The sequence below is a fragment of the Blastocatellia bacterium genome (assembly GCA_016713405.1).
Taxonomy (GTDB): domain Bacteria; phylum Acidobacteriota; class Blastocatellia; order Chloracidobacteriales; family JADJPF01; genus JADJPF01.
Window position 1 is genome coordinate 84,913 of record JADJPF010000007.1, and the last position, 16,169, is coordinate 101,081.

11 protein-coding genes and 2 pseudogenes are annotated in these 16,169 nt (G+C 33.2%); 8 read left to right on the forward strand and 5 right to left on the reverse strand.

Features of this window, described 5'->3' with window-relative positions:
* Positions 1-104: 104 nt before the first annotated feature.
* The 8 genes and pseudogenes from IPK14_10780 (at position 105) to IPK14_10815 (ending at position 11,362) form a co-directional block, all read left to right on the forward strand.
* A complete protein-coding gene (locus IPK14_10780) occupies positions 105-1,019 on the forward strand; it encodes a hypothetical protein (protein ID MBK7993875.1) in 915 nt (304 codons plus the stop codon).
* A gap of 32 nt (positions 1,020-1,051) precedes the next feature.
* Positions 1,052-1,435 carry a LysM peptidoglycan-binding domain-containing protein gene (locus IPK14_10785; protein MBK7993876.1) on the forward strand — a complete coding sequence of 128 codons (384 nt, stop codon included), beginning with the start codon at positions 1,052-1,054 and terminating at the stop codon, positions 1,433-1,435.
* A 168-nt stretch (positions 1,436-1,603) separates the two neighbouring features.
* The gene (locus IPK14_10790) at positions 1,604-3,130 is read left to right on the forward strand and encodes a hypothetical protein (protein ID MBK7993877.1); all 1,527 of its coding nucleotides are present in this window, start codon (positions 1,604-1,606) and stop codon (positions 3,128-3,130) included.
* 12 nt (positions 3,131-3,142) lie between these two features.
* Positions 3,143-4,090, forward strand: coding sequence for a tRNA pseudouridine(55) synthase TruB (gene truB, locus IPK14_10795; GenBank protein MBK7993878.1), 948 nt, complete (start codon positions 3,143-3,145; stop codon positions 4,088-4,090).
* Positions 4,091-4,311: 221 nt separating this feature from the next.
* Positions 4,312-6,247 (forward strand): annotated as a pseudogene (locus tag IPK14_10800) (protein prkA).
* A gap of 154 nt (positions 6,248-6,401) precedes the next feature.
* On the forward strand, positions 6,402-7,427 hold the full coding sequence (locus IPK14_10805) for an alpha/beta hydrolase (protein MBK7993879.1): 1,026 nt from the start codon (positions 6,402-6,404) through the stop codon (positions 7,425-7,427).
* A gap of 25 nt (positions 7,428-7,452) precedes the next feature.
* The gene (locus IPK14_10810; GenBank protein MBK7993880.1) at positions 7,453-9,897 is read left to right on the forward strand and encodes a DUF444 family protein; all 2,445 of its coding nucleotides are present in this window, start codon (positions 7,453-7,455) and stop codon (positions 9,895-9,897) included.
* A 35-nt stretch (positions 9,898-9,932) separates the two neighbouring features.
* Positions 9,933-11,362, forward strand: a pseudogene (locus IPK14_10815) (SpoVR family protein).
* A gap of 49 nt (positions 11,363-11,411) precedes the next feature.
* On the opposite strand, the gene IPK14_10820 reads toward IPK14_10815, so the two are convergent.
* From IPK14_10820 to IPK14_10840, 5 genes are all read right to left on the reverse strand, one after another.
* On the reverse strand, positions 11,412-12,140 hold the full coding sequence (locus IPK14_10820; protein MBK7993881.1) for a DUF3047 domain-containing protein: 729 nt from the start codon (positions 12,138-12,140) through the stop codon (positions 11,412-11,414).
* Between the two features lie 78 nt (positions 12,141-12,218).
* Complete coding sequence (locus tag IPK14_10825; GenBank protein ID MBK7993882.1) at positions 12,219-13,271, reverse strand: NAD(P)-dependent alcohol dehydrogenase; 1,053 nt, start codon at positions 13,269-13,271, stop codon at positions 12,219-12,221.
* 87 nt (positions 13,272-13,358) lie between these two features.
* Complete coding sequence (locus tag IPK14_10830; GenBank protein ID MBK7993883.1) at positions 13,359-14,678, reverse strand: hypothetical protein; 1,320 nt, start codon at positions 14,676-14,678, stop codon at positions 13,359-13,361.
* Between the two features lie 70 nt (positions 14,679-14,748).
* Positions 14,749-15,702, reverse strand: coding sequence for a hypothetical protein (locus IPK14_10835; GenBank protein MBK7993884.1), 954 nt, complete (start codon positions 15,700-15,702; stop codon positions 14,749-14,751).
* Positions 15,699-16,169: a zf-HC2 domain-containing protein gene (locus IPK14_10840; GenBank protein ID MBK7993885.1), complete on the reverse strand. Its 471-nt coding sequence runs from the start codon at positions 16,167-16,169 to the stop codon at positions 15,699-15,701. Before IPK14_10840 ends, IPK14_10835 begins: the two co-directional genes overlap by 4 nt.

Consider the following 16,169-nt stretch of genomic DNA (forward strand, 5'->3'; position numbering starts at 1 on the left):
CAAAATAACTTTTACAACTAAACAAATAAAATAAGTAAGATAGATAGATAAATTTGTAACATATTGATTCTAAAGTGATAAATGATAGTTAAGGAGGGAAAATTATGCGACGTTTATTGTTAGGGATTTTAGTTTTAATTTTGCTTACAGCAAATTTGGTTTTAGTTGAAGCCCAAAATCGTCCAACAACTACACCAAGTCTTGATCCAACAGGTCAACCAAAAGACTTAAAAGCAGGTCAATCACACCGTTTTTATGTTTGGCGAGATGATAAGGGTTGGCACTTAAGAACTACTACAGGTAAAGAAAAACATTTTTTTGCAGGCGTGGTTAGCGTTGTTGGTGGAAAAATAGGTAATTTTAGCACTTTTCAGTTTGAAAAAAAGGATACCCTAAAAGTTAATTCTACTCGTACCCAATTAGCTTTTGATTTTGCTACAGACACTCAAATTGATGGATTTGATTTTCAGACAGATGCTCAAAGTGTAAAGTTTGATTTAAGAATGGATGGAAAACGAAATGTAGATGTAATTTATGTTGGTACAAATGCAGAGAGTCCGCGAAATATTCCTTTTGAATTAAGCAATAGAGCTTCTGCTCCAACGGGTAGCGGTGGTGTAGCAGAACTAATAATTCCTTTTGGTCAGCCTGCTGGAATGGGTGCAGGTTCAAGCCAACGCTTTTTAATTTGGCGTGATAACAATGGTTGGCACCTACGAACTACTACAGGAAGAAATAAACATACTTTTAGCGGTGAAATTACTGCTGATAGTGGTTTTATTTCCGAAGTATTTGCTATTAGTACAGAAAAAAAGGATTGGGTAATATTAAAAGATCCTCGGCGAGTAGTATTTAATCTTAATACAGATGGGGCAATAGATGGTTTTGATTTTCGTACTAACGCCAACAATTTAAGATTTAATCTTAATATTGACGGTAAGCTAAGACCTAACGTAGTCTATATAGGTTCACGAGCAGCTAATCCGCCAGCAGTACCTTTTACATTATCTGCTAAATAATTATAAGTAAATTAGTTAAAGGAGAAGAAAACATGTCTTTAGCAAGTAAATATGGCCCAGTTTATGCTTTTTCGGCAGTATTAGGATGTAGCAACCTGGAAGGAGGCGAGTCTAATGGCAAATTTGTAATTAGAGGAACTTGCCCAAACCGCTATATTGAGGCTCAAATTTGGGAAAAAATCAAAGAAGTTGATTCTTTAAATGGTAGAGATGAAGTAGCGTTAAACTTTGATTTTGAACAAGATGATATTTATGGAGTTTATGAAGTAAAAAAAGGAGATACTCTTTCAGCTATTGCCAAAAATGTAACTCACGGTAAGCTTAATTATCAAAAAATCTTCCAAGCAAATCAAGATATTTTAAGCGATCCAGATAAAATTAAACCAGGCCAAAAACTAAAAATACCTAAGTTTTAGTTTTTAATTTATTTAGTAATAGTATTTAAGGCAGATATATTAGTTTGTATCTGCCTTAATTGTTTTAGGAAAACGATTATTAAACAAAAGGCTATTTTTAAGAAAAAATCCGTCTATGTAGAATTAAAAGATCTAATTATTTTAGTTTATTACTTTTCTATTACTTTTATGAAAAAGATACTTTTAACTACTGTAGAGCAAATTGCTAAAGCAAAATATGATATAGAGTTATGGTTATTAGAGGATAGAGAATTTAATTTTTATAAAGAGAAAAAATTTTTTGTTTTAAGTAGAAACCACCTAAGTTTTACAGTTGAATTTAACAAATTAATTTTTGCTTATTGGACTTTAGAAACTTCAGAAAGTTGGAAAGTGATAAGCTATCAAACCAAACAAAATCAATTATTTGTGGAGATTTTAGTTCCTTTTCAGAAAAAAACTATAACTTATTTATTAGAAAAAAAAGTGCCAAAAACCCAAATTACAAACCTGGATAAAAAAGCTATTAGAGCTAATTATCTAATGCTACTAGAGAAATTAATTAAACAACATTTTTACGGCTATATAATTGAAAAAAGTAGTCTTAGCCAAAGTATTGAATATGGTTACAAAATCGCTATAGCCAGGCTATTAATAAAGTATGAAAACTCAATAATTGCTGCTGTTGGTATAAGCCAAAATGAAGATCCTCAATTTTTAGCTAGTTTACTTGGTCAAGGGTTAAAATGGCTAAATACACTAGAAACTAGGTTTACACCTTTACCAATTAAAAAATTAATGTTTTTTGCTCCTCCTAAAGCTACAAAACTACTAGCAGAACGACTTACTTTAATAAAATTACTAGAAACAGAAATAGAACTTTTTGAAGTAGATGAACTTAAAATTAGCTCTGTTCAACCTTTTGACCAAGGTGATTTAGGACTTTTAGTTAATAAACTAAAATTAAATTATTGTAAAATTATTAATGATAAAAATACTAGTCAACAAATACAGTGGATTAAATCTTTAGCTCCAAGCTTGATTGAGCTAAAACCAAATTTGCAAAATACAAAAATAAACTTTTCAATTAATGGACTAGATTTTGCAACTATTAGATTACGAAAAAATGCTAATATAAAATTTGGAGTATCAACAGAAAAGAAAATTCTTAATTCTGCAAATCAAGAAGAGTTAATAACTTTAGTAAAAGAAATTACTTATTATCGTCAGGCTGCTAGCCCAAATCAACAGCATAAATATTACCAAACTAGATCAGAAGCTTGGCTAGAGTCCATAATTTGTCGTAATCTTAACTATTTAGATGTTAACTTAGATATTAATTGTTTTTATCGTCAAGTTCCTGTAATTAAAGATAGTAGCAGGTTTATAGACATATTAGCTGTTACTAAATATGGACAATTAGTTATCATTGAATTAAAAGCTAGTGAAGACAAAGAATCTCTTTTTCAATGCCTAGATTATTGGTTAAGAATTGAATGGTATAGACTAAGAAAGGACTTAAATAATTATTTTCCAACGATAAAGCTTAAGGATAGAGCAGCTTTAATTTATCTTGTAACACCTAAACTACGCTCTCATCCAGATTTAAGCCTTCTAGGAAATTTTATTGATAAAAAGTCCCTCTTTTATCGTATCGAAATCAATGATAATTGGCGACAAGAATTAAAAGTAGAGAGTCATATAAAATTAACTTAAGAATATTACTTTATGACAGAAAAAGTATCAGAATTTACTGGAGCAATACTAATAGATAAACCCGCAGGCTTTACATCGCATGATGTTGTAGCAAAGCTAAGGTCAATCTTAAAACAAAAGCGAATAGGCCATACAGGAACGCTAGACCCGTTTGCTACAGGGCTTTTGATTGCTTGTTTAGGCAAGGCCACTAGATTAGTACAATTTCTAGCTACAGAAGTGAAAGAATATGAGGCTGTTGTAAGATTTGGATTTTCTACAGATACTCAAGATTATACTGGAAAACCAAATAGCCCTATTGTTACATCATATGGTTTGAAATCAGTTGATTGGGAAAGCGTGCTAGCTGAATTTATTGGGGAGCAATGGCAAACACCGCCAATGTTTTCTGCAAAAAAAATTGCAGGTGAAACCCTTTATAAACTTGCCCGCCAAGGCCAAGAAATTGCTAGAGAACCAGTCAAAATTGTTGTTTACAAATTAGAAAAAATAGTAACAGGAAATGAACTAGCTTTTAATGCAGATGGTACTTGTGATGTAGCAATTAAAGTTAAATGTTCTGCTGGCACTTATATTCGTACCTTAGCACATGACCTAGGTGCTAAGTTAGGTTTTGGTGCGCATCTTGTTGAACTACGTAGAATAGCTATAGGAAATTTTAATATATTAAACGCACTTACTTTAGAACAAGTAAGTGAAATATATAAAGAAGATAAAGCTAACTTACCAGTAATTACAGCTAATGATTTAATGGTTCATTTACCAGCAGTTAACTTAGCAGAAAAGCAAGTTGAAAAGGTTCGCAACGGACATGCGCAAATGGTAGAACTAGCAAAAGAACCTAGTCTTAATAGTTGGTTTAGGTTGTTAAATAGTAAAAATGAGTTAGTAGCAATGGCACAGCTAATAGAAGAAGATGGTTTAAGGAAGTTACAGCCAAGAATTTTATTTATGGACTAATTAGCTAACTTCTTGTTTCTAAAAGAGTTTGTATTATTTATTAAGTTAAGGAAATTTTAATTTCCCTGCTGTCAATGGTGACTTGTGTATGCTATACTAAATTTGTCCGTAAAATCGTTTTATAGGCTTATTTAATAAAGCTTTCAAGAGTTTTTAACGTTTTCGTTGTCAATAGTCAGTCACCCACTGACTAAACGACTAATCTTTATAGGGTGGTGAATATGACGCAAAGGGATGAGGACAAGTTCGATATTGCCAAACTTCTACAATCACATCGACGGGAACGCGAATTTTTGCATTGGGAAGGCACTTTTCGAGATTATTTTGAATTAGTATCAACTAAACCTGCAATAGCCCAACTTTCACATGCTAGAGTTTGTGAAATGATTCTTAGTCACGGTGTAGAACGCTTTAATGAAGGCGCACGTGATGAAACGGCTCGTTATAATTTCTTTAGTAAAGAGCTATATGGGATTGAAGAACCAATCGCAAAGTTGGTGGAATATTTTAAGTCTGCTGCTCAGAGGTTGGAAGTAAGAAAACGTATTTTATTGTTAATGGGCCCGGTAGGTGGTGGTAAAAGTACAGTAGTTTCATTATTAAAACGTGGACTAGAAGCCTGGACAGCAACAGACAAAGGTGCCGTTTATGCCATTAAAGATTGTCCAATGCACGAAGAACCCTTGCATCTAATTCCAGAAATTTTACGACCTGAAATAGAAAAACGCTATGGTATTTATATTGAAGGAGATCTTTGTCCGCAATGTCGCTATAACTTAGAGCATGTTTATCAAGGTCGTCATGAAGATGTTTTAATAAAAAGAATACTTTTTTCAGAAAAAGACCGTATTGGCATTGGCACATTTGCACCATCAGACCCTAAATCCCAAGATATTACTGAGTTAACAGGCTCTATTGACCTTTCTACTATTGGCGAAATAGGCGTTGAATCTGACCCAAGAGCTTATCGTTTTGATGGGGAATTAAATATTGCTAATCGTGGTTTGATGGAATTTGTAGAAATGCTCAAGGTAGATGAAAAATTCCTCTATTCATTGCTAACTTTATCTCAAGAGCAATCAATTAAAACCGGACGTTTTGCAATGATTTATGCTGATGAAGTAATTGTTTCTCATACAAATGAAAATGAGTATAAAAGCTTTGTTGGCAATAAAAAAAGCGAGGCACTACAAGACCGAATCATTATGATTAAAGTGCCTTATAACCTAAAAATCTCTGAAGAAGAACGGATTTACAAGAAATTACTAGAGCAATCTAGTGTGCTAAACAATATACATATCGCACCAAACACACTAAAAATAGCGGCTGTTTTTGCTGTTATGACCAGATTAGAGCCTCCTAAGCGTGCAAATGTAGATATTGTTAAGAAAATGAAGCTTTATGATGGTGAAGATATAGACGGCTTTAAGACTAAAGATGTACGGGAATTAAAAGAAGAAGCCCAACACGAAGGAATGAATGGAATTAGTCCACGTTATATCATTAATCGTCTATCAGGTGCGTTAGTAAGAGATGGAATTACTTGTATTAATCCAATCGACGCGCTACGTGCAATTAAAGATGGTTTTGAGCAACATACAGGCATTAATGCGGAAGAAAGAGAACGCTACCTTAATTTAATTTCTGCTGCACGTAAAGGAATATGATGAACTTGCTAAAGTTGAAGTACAAAGAGCATTTGTTTACTCTTTTGAAGAAATGGCTAAATCATTATGTAACAATTATTTAGATAATGTAGAAGCTTACTGTAACAAAGAAAAAATTAAAGATCCAATAACTGAAGAAGAACTTGATCCAGACGAAAAGCTAATGCGTTCAATAGAAGAACAAATTGGTATTTCAGAAAATGCAAAGAATACTTTTAGACAAGAAATCTTAATTCGTATTTCTTCTTATGCACGTAAAGGAAAAGCCTTTGAATATAATTCCCACGAGCGATTGAAGGAAGCAATAGAAAAGAAAATTTTTGCGGACTTAAAAGATGTAGTAAAGATTACTACATCTGTTAAAACACCAGATGCCGATCAACTCCGACGCATTAATGAAGTGATAGGGCGATTAGAAAGAGAGCATGGTTATTGTTCGCTTTGTGCTAATGAGTTACTTAATTATGTTGGTACTCTTTTATCCCGCTAAATAGGTTTGATCTAAGCAACTAAGAATTTAGGTCCGTATTTGCTAAAGCAATGGCGGGCCTAAATTTTTGTCTAAAACTTTTTTGCTTTTTGCTTGGTTAAAATATTTACTTAAGGCAGATAAGTAAATAAAGTTTTACAAAAAGGAAAAAATTATGGAAACAGCAAAAAGAAAAATTTTTCCACAACGTCTAGCAGATTGGAGACTACTGGATTGGCGAGTTTATTCAGGTGTAGCTGCTGCTGCTTTGGGAATGGCTGCTGTAGGTGTTACTGCTCAACATGTTCGACGGCCTAGAGATTTACGCTGGTTAGACCATGTGCATGTCTTACCCCATCCTACTACTAGTAATTTTCGTGTTATTGATGGTATTAGAATCCATTATCAAGAACATACTGCTGATCGTGATAGCGAAGTAGTAATTATGCTTCATGGTTTTTGCTCTTCTAACTATACATGGAAAGATTGTTTTGAGTATTTTTCTGAAGCTGGATATAGAGTAATTGCACCAGACTTAAAAGGCTTTGGCTTTAGTGAAAAACCTTTAGATAAAAAATATAATATCAAAGATCAAGTTAATATAATTATGCGCCTTATGGATAGCTTAGGTATTAAGCAGGCTACTTTAGTGGGAAACTCTTATGGTGGTGCAATTTCTATGGCTTGTGCTTTAGCACAACCTGAGAGAGTTAAACAATTAATATTAATTGCTGCTGCCCATAATAATGAAGTAATTACACATAGGTTATTTAGAGGGGGTCAATGGTTAGTAAATAATAATGGTATAGATGTTGTTGCCCCATTTATTTTAGGCTCTCCAAACGTATTGCGTTACTATATGAATAAAATGTTTTATGATAAATCCGTTTTAACAGAAGAGCGTTATAATGCTTATCTAAGGCCACTAAGAACAGCTAATTGTCAAATGGCTGCAATTACAACAATAAAACAATGGGATTTAAGCTGGCTTGGAAATGAAATGAGCAGTATTAAAGCACCTACACTATTAATTTGGGGTGAGCAAGATTGGGCCGTTCCAGTTGAATGGGGAGCAGAAATTCATTTATCAATAAAACATTCTCAATTTGTGGTTATTCCTGAATGCGGACATTTACCACAAGAAGAATTACCTATAGAAACATCTAAATTAATTCTTGATTTTTGTCGTCAAGCTAAATAAAAAACCTAGGGATTAGAGGTAAATTATGACTGTACAACGTAATGATTGGAGTTTACAAAGAAAAGGTATTATTGACCAAGAACGTCATAAAGAACGTGTGCGAGATGCAATCAAGAAAAATTTAGGCTCAATTGTTTCTAATGAATCTATTATTCTTTCTGATGGAAAAAAAACTGTTAAAGTCCCAATGCGTTCACTTGATGAATATAAATTTCGCTTTGACCCAAGAAAGAAAAAACAAGTTGGTCAAGGTGATGGCAATAGCAAAGTAGGTGATGTTATTGCACGTGAAGGTAATCAACAAGGCCAAGGTCAAGGCAAAGGCCAAGCCGGAAGTGGTGGCGGACAAGATTATTATGAGGCTGAAGTAAATATTGATGAACTTGCAGCACTGATTTTTGAAGACCTACAACTTCCTTATATGCAGGAAAAAGCAAAAAAGGAAATGCCTTCAAAAACTACTAAATTTACAGAAATTCGCCGTTCAGGTGTAATGTCTAATTTAGATAAACGTAGATCTATATTAGAAAATATACGTAGAAATGCTAAAGAAGCTGGAGCAGCCAAAATTGGTAATTTCAAAAAAGAAGACCTAAGATTTAAGACTTGGGAAGAGGATATTCGCCACGAGTCAAATGCTGTAGTAATAGCAATGATGGATGTTTCGGGTTGTGCTACAGAAGGTCACTTAATAGAAATGGCAGATGGTTCTTATAAAGATATTTCTAAAATGGAAATTGGTGATCAAGTAGCGTGTATTGATTTGAAAAACCATAAAAAAACCACTTCTTCTGTAACAATGACTTACAAAAAAACTACAGATCGAACTTATCTTATTGAAACACAAGATGCCAAATTAAGAACAACTGCTGAACATAAATTTTTTGTTTATGATGAAGCAAACAACCAAATTCTAGAAAAACAAGCTTCTGAAATTAAAGTAGAAGATAAATTAATCTTAGTAAATTCTTGGGGAACAACATCTCTAAATAACTCAACACTTAGCAAAGAACAAGCTTATTTAATAGGCGTGTTGCTTGGAGATGGATATTTGAAAATACCTACTAAACAAGGTAGTTATGGAACATATTTAACAATTACAGATCAAAATATTGATAGATTGAAAGTTTATCAAGAACTCTTTCAAATAGCTTTTAATAAAGCTTCAAAAATTAACTTAAAAAGAAATGAAAATACCCGACAACATTTGCAAGTAAGCAGCAGTAGTTTAGTTAGAGAACTAGAGCAAATTTACCCTATGTTAAAAAAGCGTTCTCCGCAAAGATATATTGAAAAATCTATTTATTTGGAAAGTCCAGAAATAAGAGCCGCATTTTTACAAGGCTTATTTGATGCAGAAGGCACACTTAGCCATCATAGTGTGATGCTATACTCCTCTAGTTATACGTTAGTAAAACAAGTTAAGCAACTACTTTCTTACTGGGGTATTCGTGCAAGAATTAATGGTTTTTGGCAATCTAGCGACCGGATAAAAGAAGAATTTGTTAAGGAAGGTATTTATTATTCACTATCAATAAATTCAAAAGATGCTATTACTTTTCAAGAAAATATTGGTTTTAGATGTAAAGAAAAGGCAGAAAAACTTTCTAATTTAGTAGCAAAACAAGAACAAGCTATTAATGCTATGAGAAGCAAATATATAATGCCTTTTATGTGGAGGGAAAAGTTTGGTCATTTAGCAAAAACAAAACGGGTTTATGGCTACTATAAATCAAATTTAGAAGCTCTTTCATATAGCCAATTGCAAAGCATAGCTAGTGACCCTAAAGCTAGCTTAGAGGACATTTTAGCTATTGATAATGTTTTGAAAAATCAATTTATTGTTTCCAAAATCAAAACTATTACACCTTGTGATGAAATAATTTCTGTTTATGATTTTGAAGTAGCTAATCATCATAACTACATTATGGATGGGATTTTAAGCCATAATAGTATGGGAGAGTTTAAGAAATATATCGCACGTAGTTTTTACTTCTGGATGGTACGATTTCTTAAGACAAAGTATGATAATGTAAAAATTATTTTTATTAGCCATCATACAGAAGCAAAAGAAGTTACAGAGGAGCAATTTTTTACACAAGGTGAATCTGGTGGAACGGTTGTAAGTTCTGCTTATAAACTAGCTTTATCAATTATTAAAGAACGGTTTCCAGCAACGGATTGGAATATTTACCCTTTCCACTTTTCTGATGGTGATAACTACTATTCAGATAATGATGAAGCCGTTAAACTGGCAGATGAGCTTATTAAAACCTGTAACCTCTTTGGTTATGGTGAAATAGGCGAAGAGGGCGCGTCAAGCTATCGTCGTTCTAGCGGAGCATTACTTTCTTTATATAAAGATCATCTAAAAAACAAAGATCGCTTTATTGGAGTTCGTATAGATGATAAAGAGGATGTTTACCCAGCATTAAAAGAGTTTTTTGGCAAACGGGGCGAAAAAGTTTAATCACATAAAATTTTGTAGGAAGAGGACAACACACGATGGATAAAGAAGTTAAGGCTTTAGATGATGCTCTAAAACAAATTTGGGATATCGCTTTAAGTAATGGGCTAGATCCTTTTCCTGTTCGCTTTGAAATTGTTCCTGCTACAGTGATGTATGAAGTTGGGTCATATGCTTTGCCAGGTCGCTATTCACATTGGACTTTTGGCAAAGCCTACCATCGAATGAAAACAATGTATGATTTTGGCTTTTCTAAAATCTATGAAGTTGTCATTAATACAAATCCTTCCTATGCTTTTTTGCTAGAAACAAACTCTTTGCTACAAAATAAACTGGTCATTGCTCACGTTTTAGGACATGTGGACTTTTTTAAGAACAATGTTTATTTTTCAAAAACTAACCGTAGAATGGTTGATGAGGTTTCTGCACACGCTCAAAGAATTGCTAATTATGAATTTGAATATGGACGCAAAACCGTAGAGCAATTTCTAGATGCTGTGCTTTCTATTGAAGAACACGTTGACCCAAATTTCTTTATTAAAAAAGATCGTAGCGGCCAAATGTCTGACAAAAATTCAAAGCCTGTAGGACGTTATGATGATCTATTTAGTTTAGAAAATAAGCAAAAAATAGAGGCAGAAAAGAATAAAGAAAGAGAAAAAAATAAAGGTAAAAAAGAAAAACGTAAAGAAAAAAATCCATCATTACCAGAAAAAGATTTAGTTTATTTTATTATGCAAAATTCGCCTGTTCTTGAACCCTGGCAGCGCGATATTATGGCAATGATTCACCAAGAAATGGAATACTTTGTTCCTCAAATGCAAACCAAAATAATGAATGAAGGCTGGGCATCATTTTGGCATGCACGAATTATGCGAGAGTTAGACCTAAATGATGATGAACATATTGAATTTGCTAATTTGCATTCTTCAGTAGTTTCACCACATAAAAATCAATTAAACCCTTATTATTTAGGCTATAAGATTTTTGAAGATATTGAAAAACGTTGGGATAATCCAACGGAAGAAGAGCGAAAAAATTTTGGTCGCAAAGGTGGGGAAGGTCGAGCAAAAATCTTTGAAGTTAGAGAACTAGATAACGATATCTCATTTTTACGCAATTATTTAACTAGAGATCTTTGCGAAGAATTAGACCTTTTTGTCTATGAACTTCAAGATGATGAATGGACTATTACAGAAAAAAATGGGAAAAAGTACGAGACAACTTAGTTGCTAGTATGACTAATTTTGGCTGTCCCTATATTGAAGTCACAGATGATGATTATAATGGAAATCGTGAACTTTTCCTTAAACACCGCTACGAAGGTGTAGAGCTAGAACTTAAATATGCTCGTAAAGTCCTGGAATATGTTCAACAACTTTGGGGGCGTACTGTACATTTAGAAACTGTGACTGATAATGAAAGCACAGTATTACATTATGATGGTGAGGAACATAAAGAAGATTAAAAACTAGAAAAATTATTATAAATATTTCATAGATTTTCTTTGTCTAATTTTAAGGAACAGACTTAAAAACTATGTCTTTATAATAAGTTATAACAGGTTCTTTGGTTTGATCTGTATCAGTCATTACTGCAACAGCAACAATTTTCTTTGGTTCAACGCCGTAAATTCTCTTAAAATCCTCAAAAACATTTCTTTCAACATTTACCCATTGCCCCAATTTTTCTTTGCCGCTTTCTACAGCAACTACTCGCACCCAATCAGTGTAAGGGCTATTAACATCTTGATTTTTAGCTAGCTTATTGCCCCAAACATAACAAATTGCTACACCTGTTGGAACAAAGCTAGAAAAACTTGTTGCTAGCTTGTGTTTAAGCTTTGAATAAGCACTAGCACGAGGTAGCGGATCTTGAAAAATAACAAAAGTTCTTGCTACGCAATCGTCACCATCTTTTTTGCTTTCATCTGCTTTAGCTGCCAAGTTTGTTATTTTCCATTGCCAACTAACTAGTTGATATTGCTTAGGGTCAATATCTAGCTGCTTAAATAGTCCTGATGCAGCAGATTTGCTATCTGCTTTTAAGACTTTCATTCCATCGTCTTCTACAACACTATAATTATTTTTACCTTTTAATTCTTTGTGATCCCATCCAGTCGGCAAGCCATTTTGTTGCACATTAGCAAAAGATGCAACCACTTTATTTTCTTTGGTTTGAGCAAAAAGATTATCTAATTGAAGGATAAAAATTATTGCGATTAAACTAATTAAAATACGAAGCATTTTATTTTTCCTAATAATGGTGTAGAGCTTATGACCTACACCATTATAATTAAGTATCTATAAAAGCTAGAAAGACTTTTAGCTAACTTCAGGTAAAGTTTTTAAGTCTATAACAAAGCGATACCGTACATCGCTTTTAATTGTTCTTGTATAGGCTTCTTCAAGCTGATTTACAGAAATTACCTCTACATCAGAAAGAATATTTTTTTCTGCACAAAAATCTAACATTTCCTGTGTTTCAGGGATTCCACCAATACTTGAACCTGCTAGGCTACGATTATTTCTTAATAGTGCAAATGCTTCAACTTTTGCTGGCTCTTCTGGTGCGCCTACTAAAACCATAGTTCCATTTAGTTTAAGTAATTGTAGGTACATTTTAAGATCATGATCGGCTGAGACTGTATCAAGTATAAAGTCAAACTTATTAGCTAAAGGCGCGAGGTTTTCAGCTGGTTTAGTAGGAACAAAATTATGTGCGCCTAATTTATGAGCGTCGTCTTTTTTTGAAAGAGATGTGCTAAAAACAGTTACATCAGCACCCATAGCAACTGCAATTTTAACGCCCATATGTCCTAAACCTCCTAAACCAACTTTTCCTACTTTGTCACCTGCTTTGACATAGCGTTTTAGGGGTGAATAAGTCGTAATTCCAGCACACAGTAAAGGCGCAACTCCTGTAAGCGGTTGCTCAGGAGAAATTTTTAGAGCAAATGCTTGATCAACAACTATGTGTGATGAATAGCCTCCATAAGTAGGGGTTTTTTCGTCCATTTCTGTAGAGTTATAAGTATAGGCCACATGTTTTTGACAAAATTGTTCAAAGCCTTCTTTGCAATTTTCACAACTTCGGCAAGAGTCAACCATACAGCCTACTCCGGCTATATCGCCTTCCTTAAATTTAGTAACTTCGTTACCAATTTTGGTAACTCGTCCAACAATTTCATGCCCAGGCACCATAGGGTAAGTAGAGTTTTTCCACTCATTACGCGCTTGATGAATATCTGAATGACAAATTCCACAATAAAGAATTTCTATAAGTATATCTTGTGAACCAAGATCCCGACGTTCAAAAGTAAAAGGTACAAGTTGACTAGTCTCATTATGAGCAGCATATCCAACAGTTTTAATCATAAAAATAATCCCTCATATATTTGTTTTAGTTAATCTTGGGATTTTTAGAGTATCTGTCAAGCTTTAGAGAAGAATTATTAGCAGGTTTTAGATTTTAGGTTCTTCTTTTTCTAGCTTAAAATCTCCATTGCGTTCAGCCGGAACTATTTTCCAACCAGCTTTTAAGTCCAACTTCCAGCCATTTCCTTGTAAAGTTTTACTAACTGGATCAACAGGTTTTGTTATATGAAGTTTGGTTAGCTTCCCATTTTCTTGAAAAACCAAAGCACCATCAAAAACTTCTAAAATTCCCCATTCGTCAATTACTTCCATAGTTGGGTAAACCGTTCCAATATTTTCTAATACAAATAAATTGTTGGGATTAAATGAGTAACTGACCTTATCGCCAAGAGGTATTATAAATATTTCTTTTTCTACAAGCTGAGAAAGATATTTTGTTGCTCGTTCTTGATAAAGCAAATCCCGTTTTGTTTCTAAAGCAATAAGTTCTTCTCCGTCATAGTTTGTAGCTCTTAAAATAGCTTCTTTTTCTGAAAGAGAAGCAAAGTTTATCTTAAGAGTTGTTTGAAGCAATTTTGCTAGATCACTATCTTTATTAATGGATTTTTTCCAGCTAGGAATAATTCGATCAAGTAGACAACCATAAGCAGGGCCACTAGCATAAGCAAAAGAACGAGTATAAGAGGGTTTTCTATGGGCTTGCTTTAAATTATAACCAGCAATAAAAGCAAATTCTTTAGGAGATTTAGAGCTTAATTTAATTCCTGTATACTCAGCTAATCCTTCATTTATTTCTAAATAATTTTCTTCTATCCAGCTATTATTAAATAAACTTCGTCGATATTCTCTAAAATATATTACATCTTTAATAGCTTTTTGTTGTTCTATACCTTCTTGGTATAATGCTTTTTCCAAGGCTTGCCATTCTAAACGTAACCATATTCTACCAATTTTGCTTTCTAAATGTTTATTTTGAGCTTCTTTAGTGATTAAACCTAGTTCCGATTGAATTCGGTGGAAAAGTTCGTGCGTAATTAATTGCTCTCTAGGCTGTCTTTCTTCTGGAAGCGGCCATTTTACCATTGACCATTTATTTCCAGCCCAATCAACAGCAGTGTTAGCAATGGTTACTTCTTTAGGTAAAACTCCAAGAAAAACACCATCTTTAGCCTTAAGTAAGCCTTTTTTATCAGCTTGGTTAGCAACTATCATACGGCTTTCTGGATCAACAAAAAGTATCGGCCCATAAAGTGGCACATTCCATAAAGTTTTATTTTTTTTACAAAGTTCTTCTGTTTCCTGAAAGTAACGGCTAGCTATTTTGAGATCTATAGATGGGCTTTCTGCTAGGACTAATTGACCAGTAAAAAAGAATAATATCAACAAGATACAAATATTTTTAAGCATAAAAACTCCTTATCTTGCCTATGTTTTAACTTAGGCAAAAACTAATAAATTTACTGACTAGTTAATGTTGTTATTCGTTGTTGGCTACAGTGAGAGAAATTTTCAATTCATATTTTTTATTTGAAGTTGGTAAATAGAGATTAGTTAAATCGTAGTTAAGTTCTTCTCCAAAATTGCCTGCACCCGCACCATTTTCAATAATTGGCTCTTTTTGGTTTTTAGTTTGATTAAGTCGAAAAATGTCAAAACCTAACTCAAAACTATTTGTAGGACAAGAACGCTCAAACTTACTAACATCTAGAGATAATACAAGTGGATAAATGCTAGATTCTTGGCTAACTGTAGAATAAAAATCTAACTGTATTTCTTTTGGTTGCTTAAAAAAGCACTCTGTCACGCCTTTAGCTATTTCCTTACCATCTGCTAGCAATTTAGCTACTAAGTTAAATCTATGAGGGATTTTATAAGCCCTGACATTGATTTTCCCATTTAAGTCAGGTTTAACAATATCAATGGTTAAGGGTAATTCTTTCCCATCTACAATATTTCTAGTTATAAAAGATGGAATAATTTCAATTTTAAGTTTTTCATCGTTGGTACTATTGCCAAATGGCAATAGTAAAATAGCTTCATCTAAATTAACTGTTAGGTTATGTTTTTGCTCATCTTGTTCATAAAGAGGGAGATTTTTTTCTGACTGCCCATAATAACGTTTGGTGTTAAGTTTTGCTTGTATAGTCAATTGCTCATCAGACTCTAAGTCTGTCAAAAAATAAGCATCCATATTAAATTTTTTGTCTTTTAAGTTAATCTCAAAATCTGTTCCTACTGGGCCTTCAATGATAGATTCTGCCAAAAGATGACGATTTTGGGATGTTTCTTCTATGGTGGAAACCTTAAATTGGATTCTTTTTACGGTTGTTGGCAAGTTGTTTTGAGAAAAGCTAAAACTATGTTTATTACTATTTATTAAGAGAAAAAGAAAAGTGCAAAGAAATAATTTGTATTTGCTTTTTAATCTCATTTTGCTTTTTCTCCTAACTTAAGGGATGACTTTTTAACTACTAAAATAGTTGTTCGTCCTCCACGATCATAAAAGGATAAATCTTTTTCTATAAAAGGCTTATTGTTATTTGAGACTTGATTATTTTGTTTTGTAGGATCTGCAAAAGAACCGTTTAACATACTAATAAAAACACCTAACAGGAAAACAACACATAAAATAACTGCTAGTGTTGGTGCTGGTAGCAATATATTTTTTTGCCATAGATAAGCATGAGTAGCTAAAATTTTATTAAGTGCCTGTTGTTGTAAAACAGGATTAATATCCTGTTGATAAGTCTTAAGATTTTCTCCTAGATCCAGGAAATCTTTATGCGCACTATGGCAAATTATACAGCTTGCTAAGTGAGCGCGAACTTTGATGACTTCTTCTGGAGAAAGTTCACCATCTATCATTTGAGATATTTTTATTGTCCATTGACACTGCAT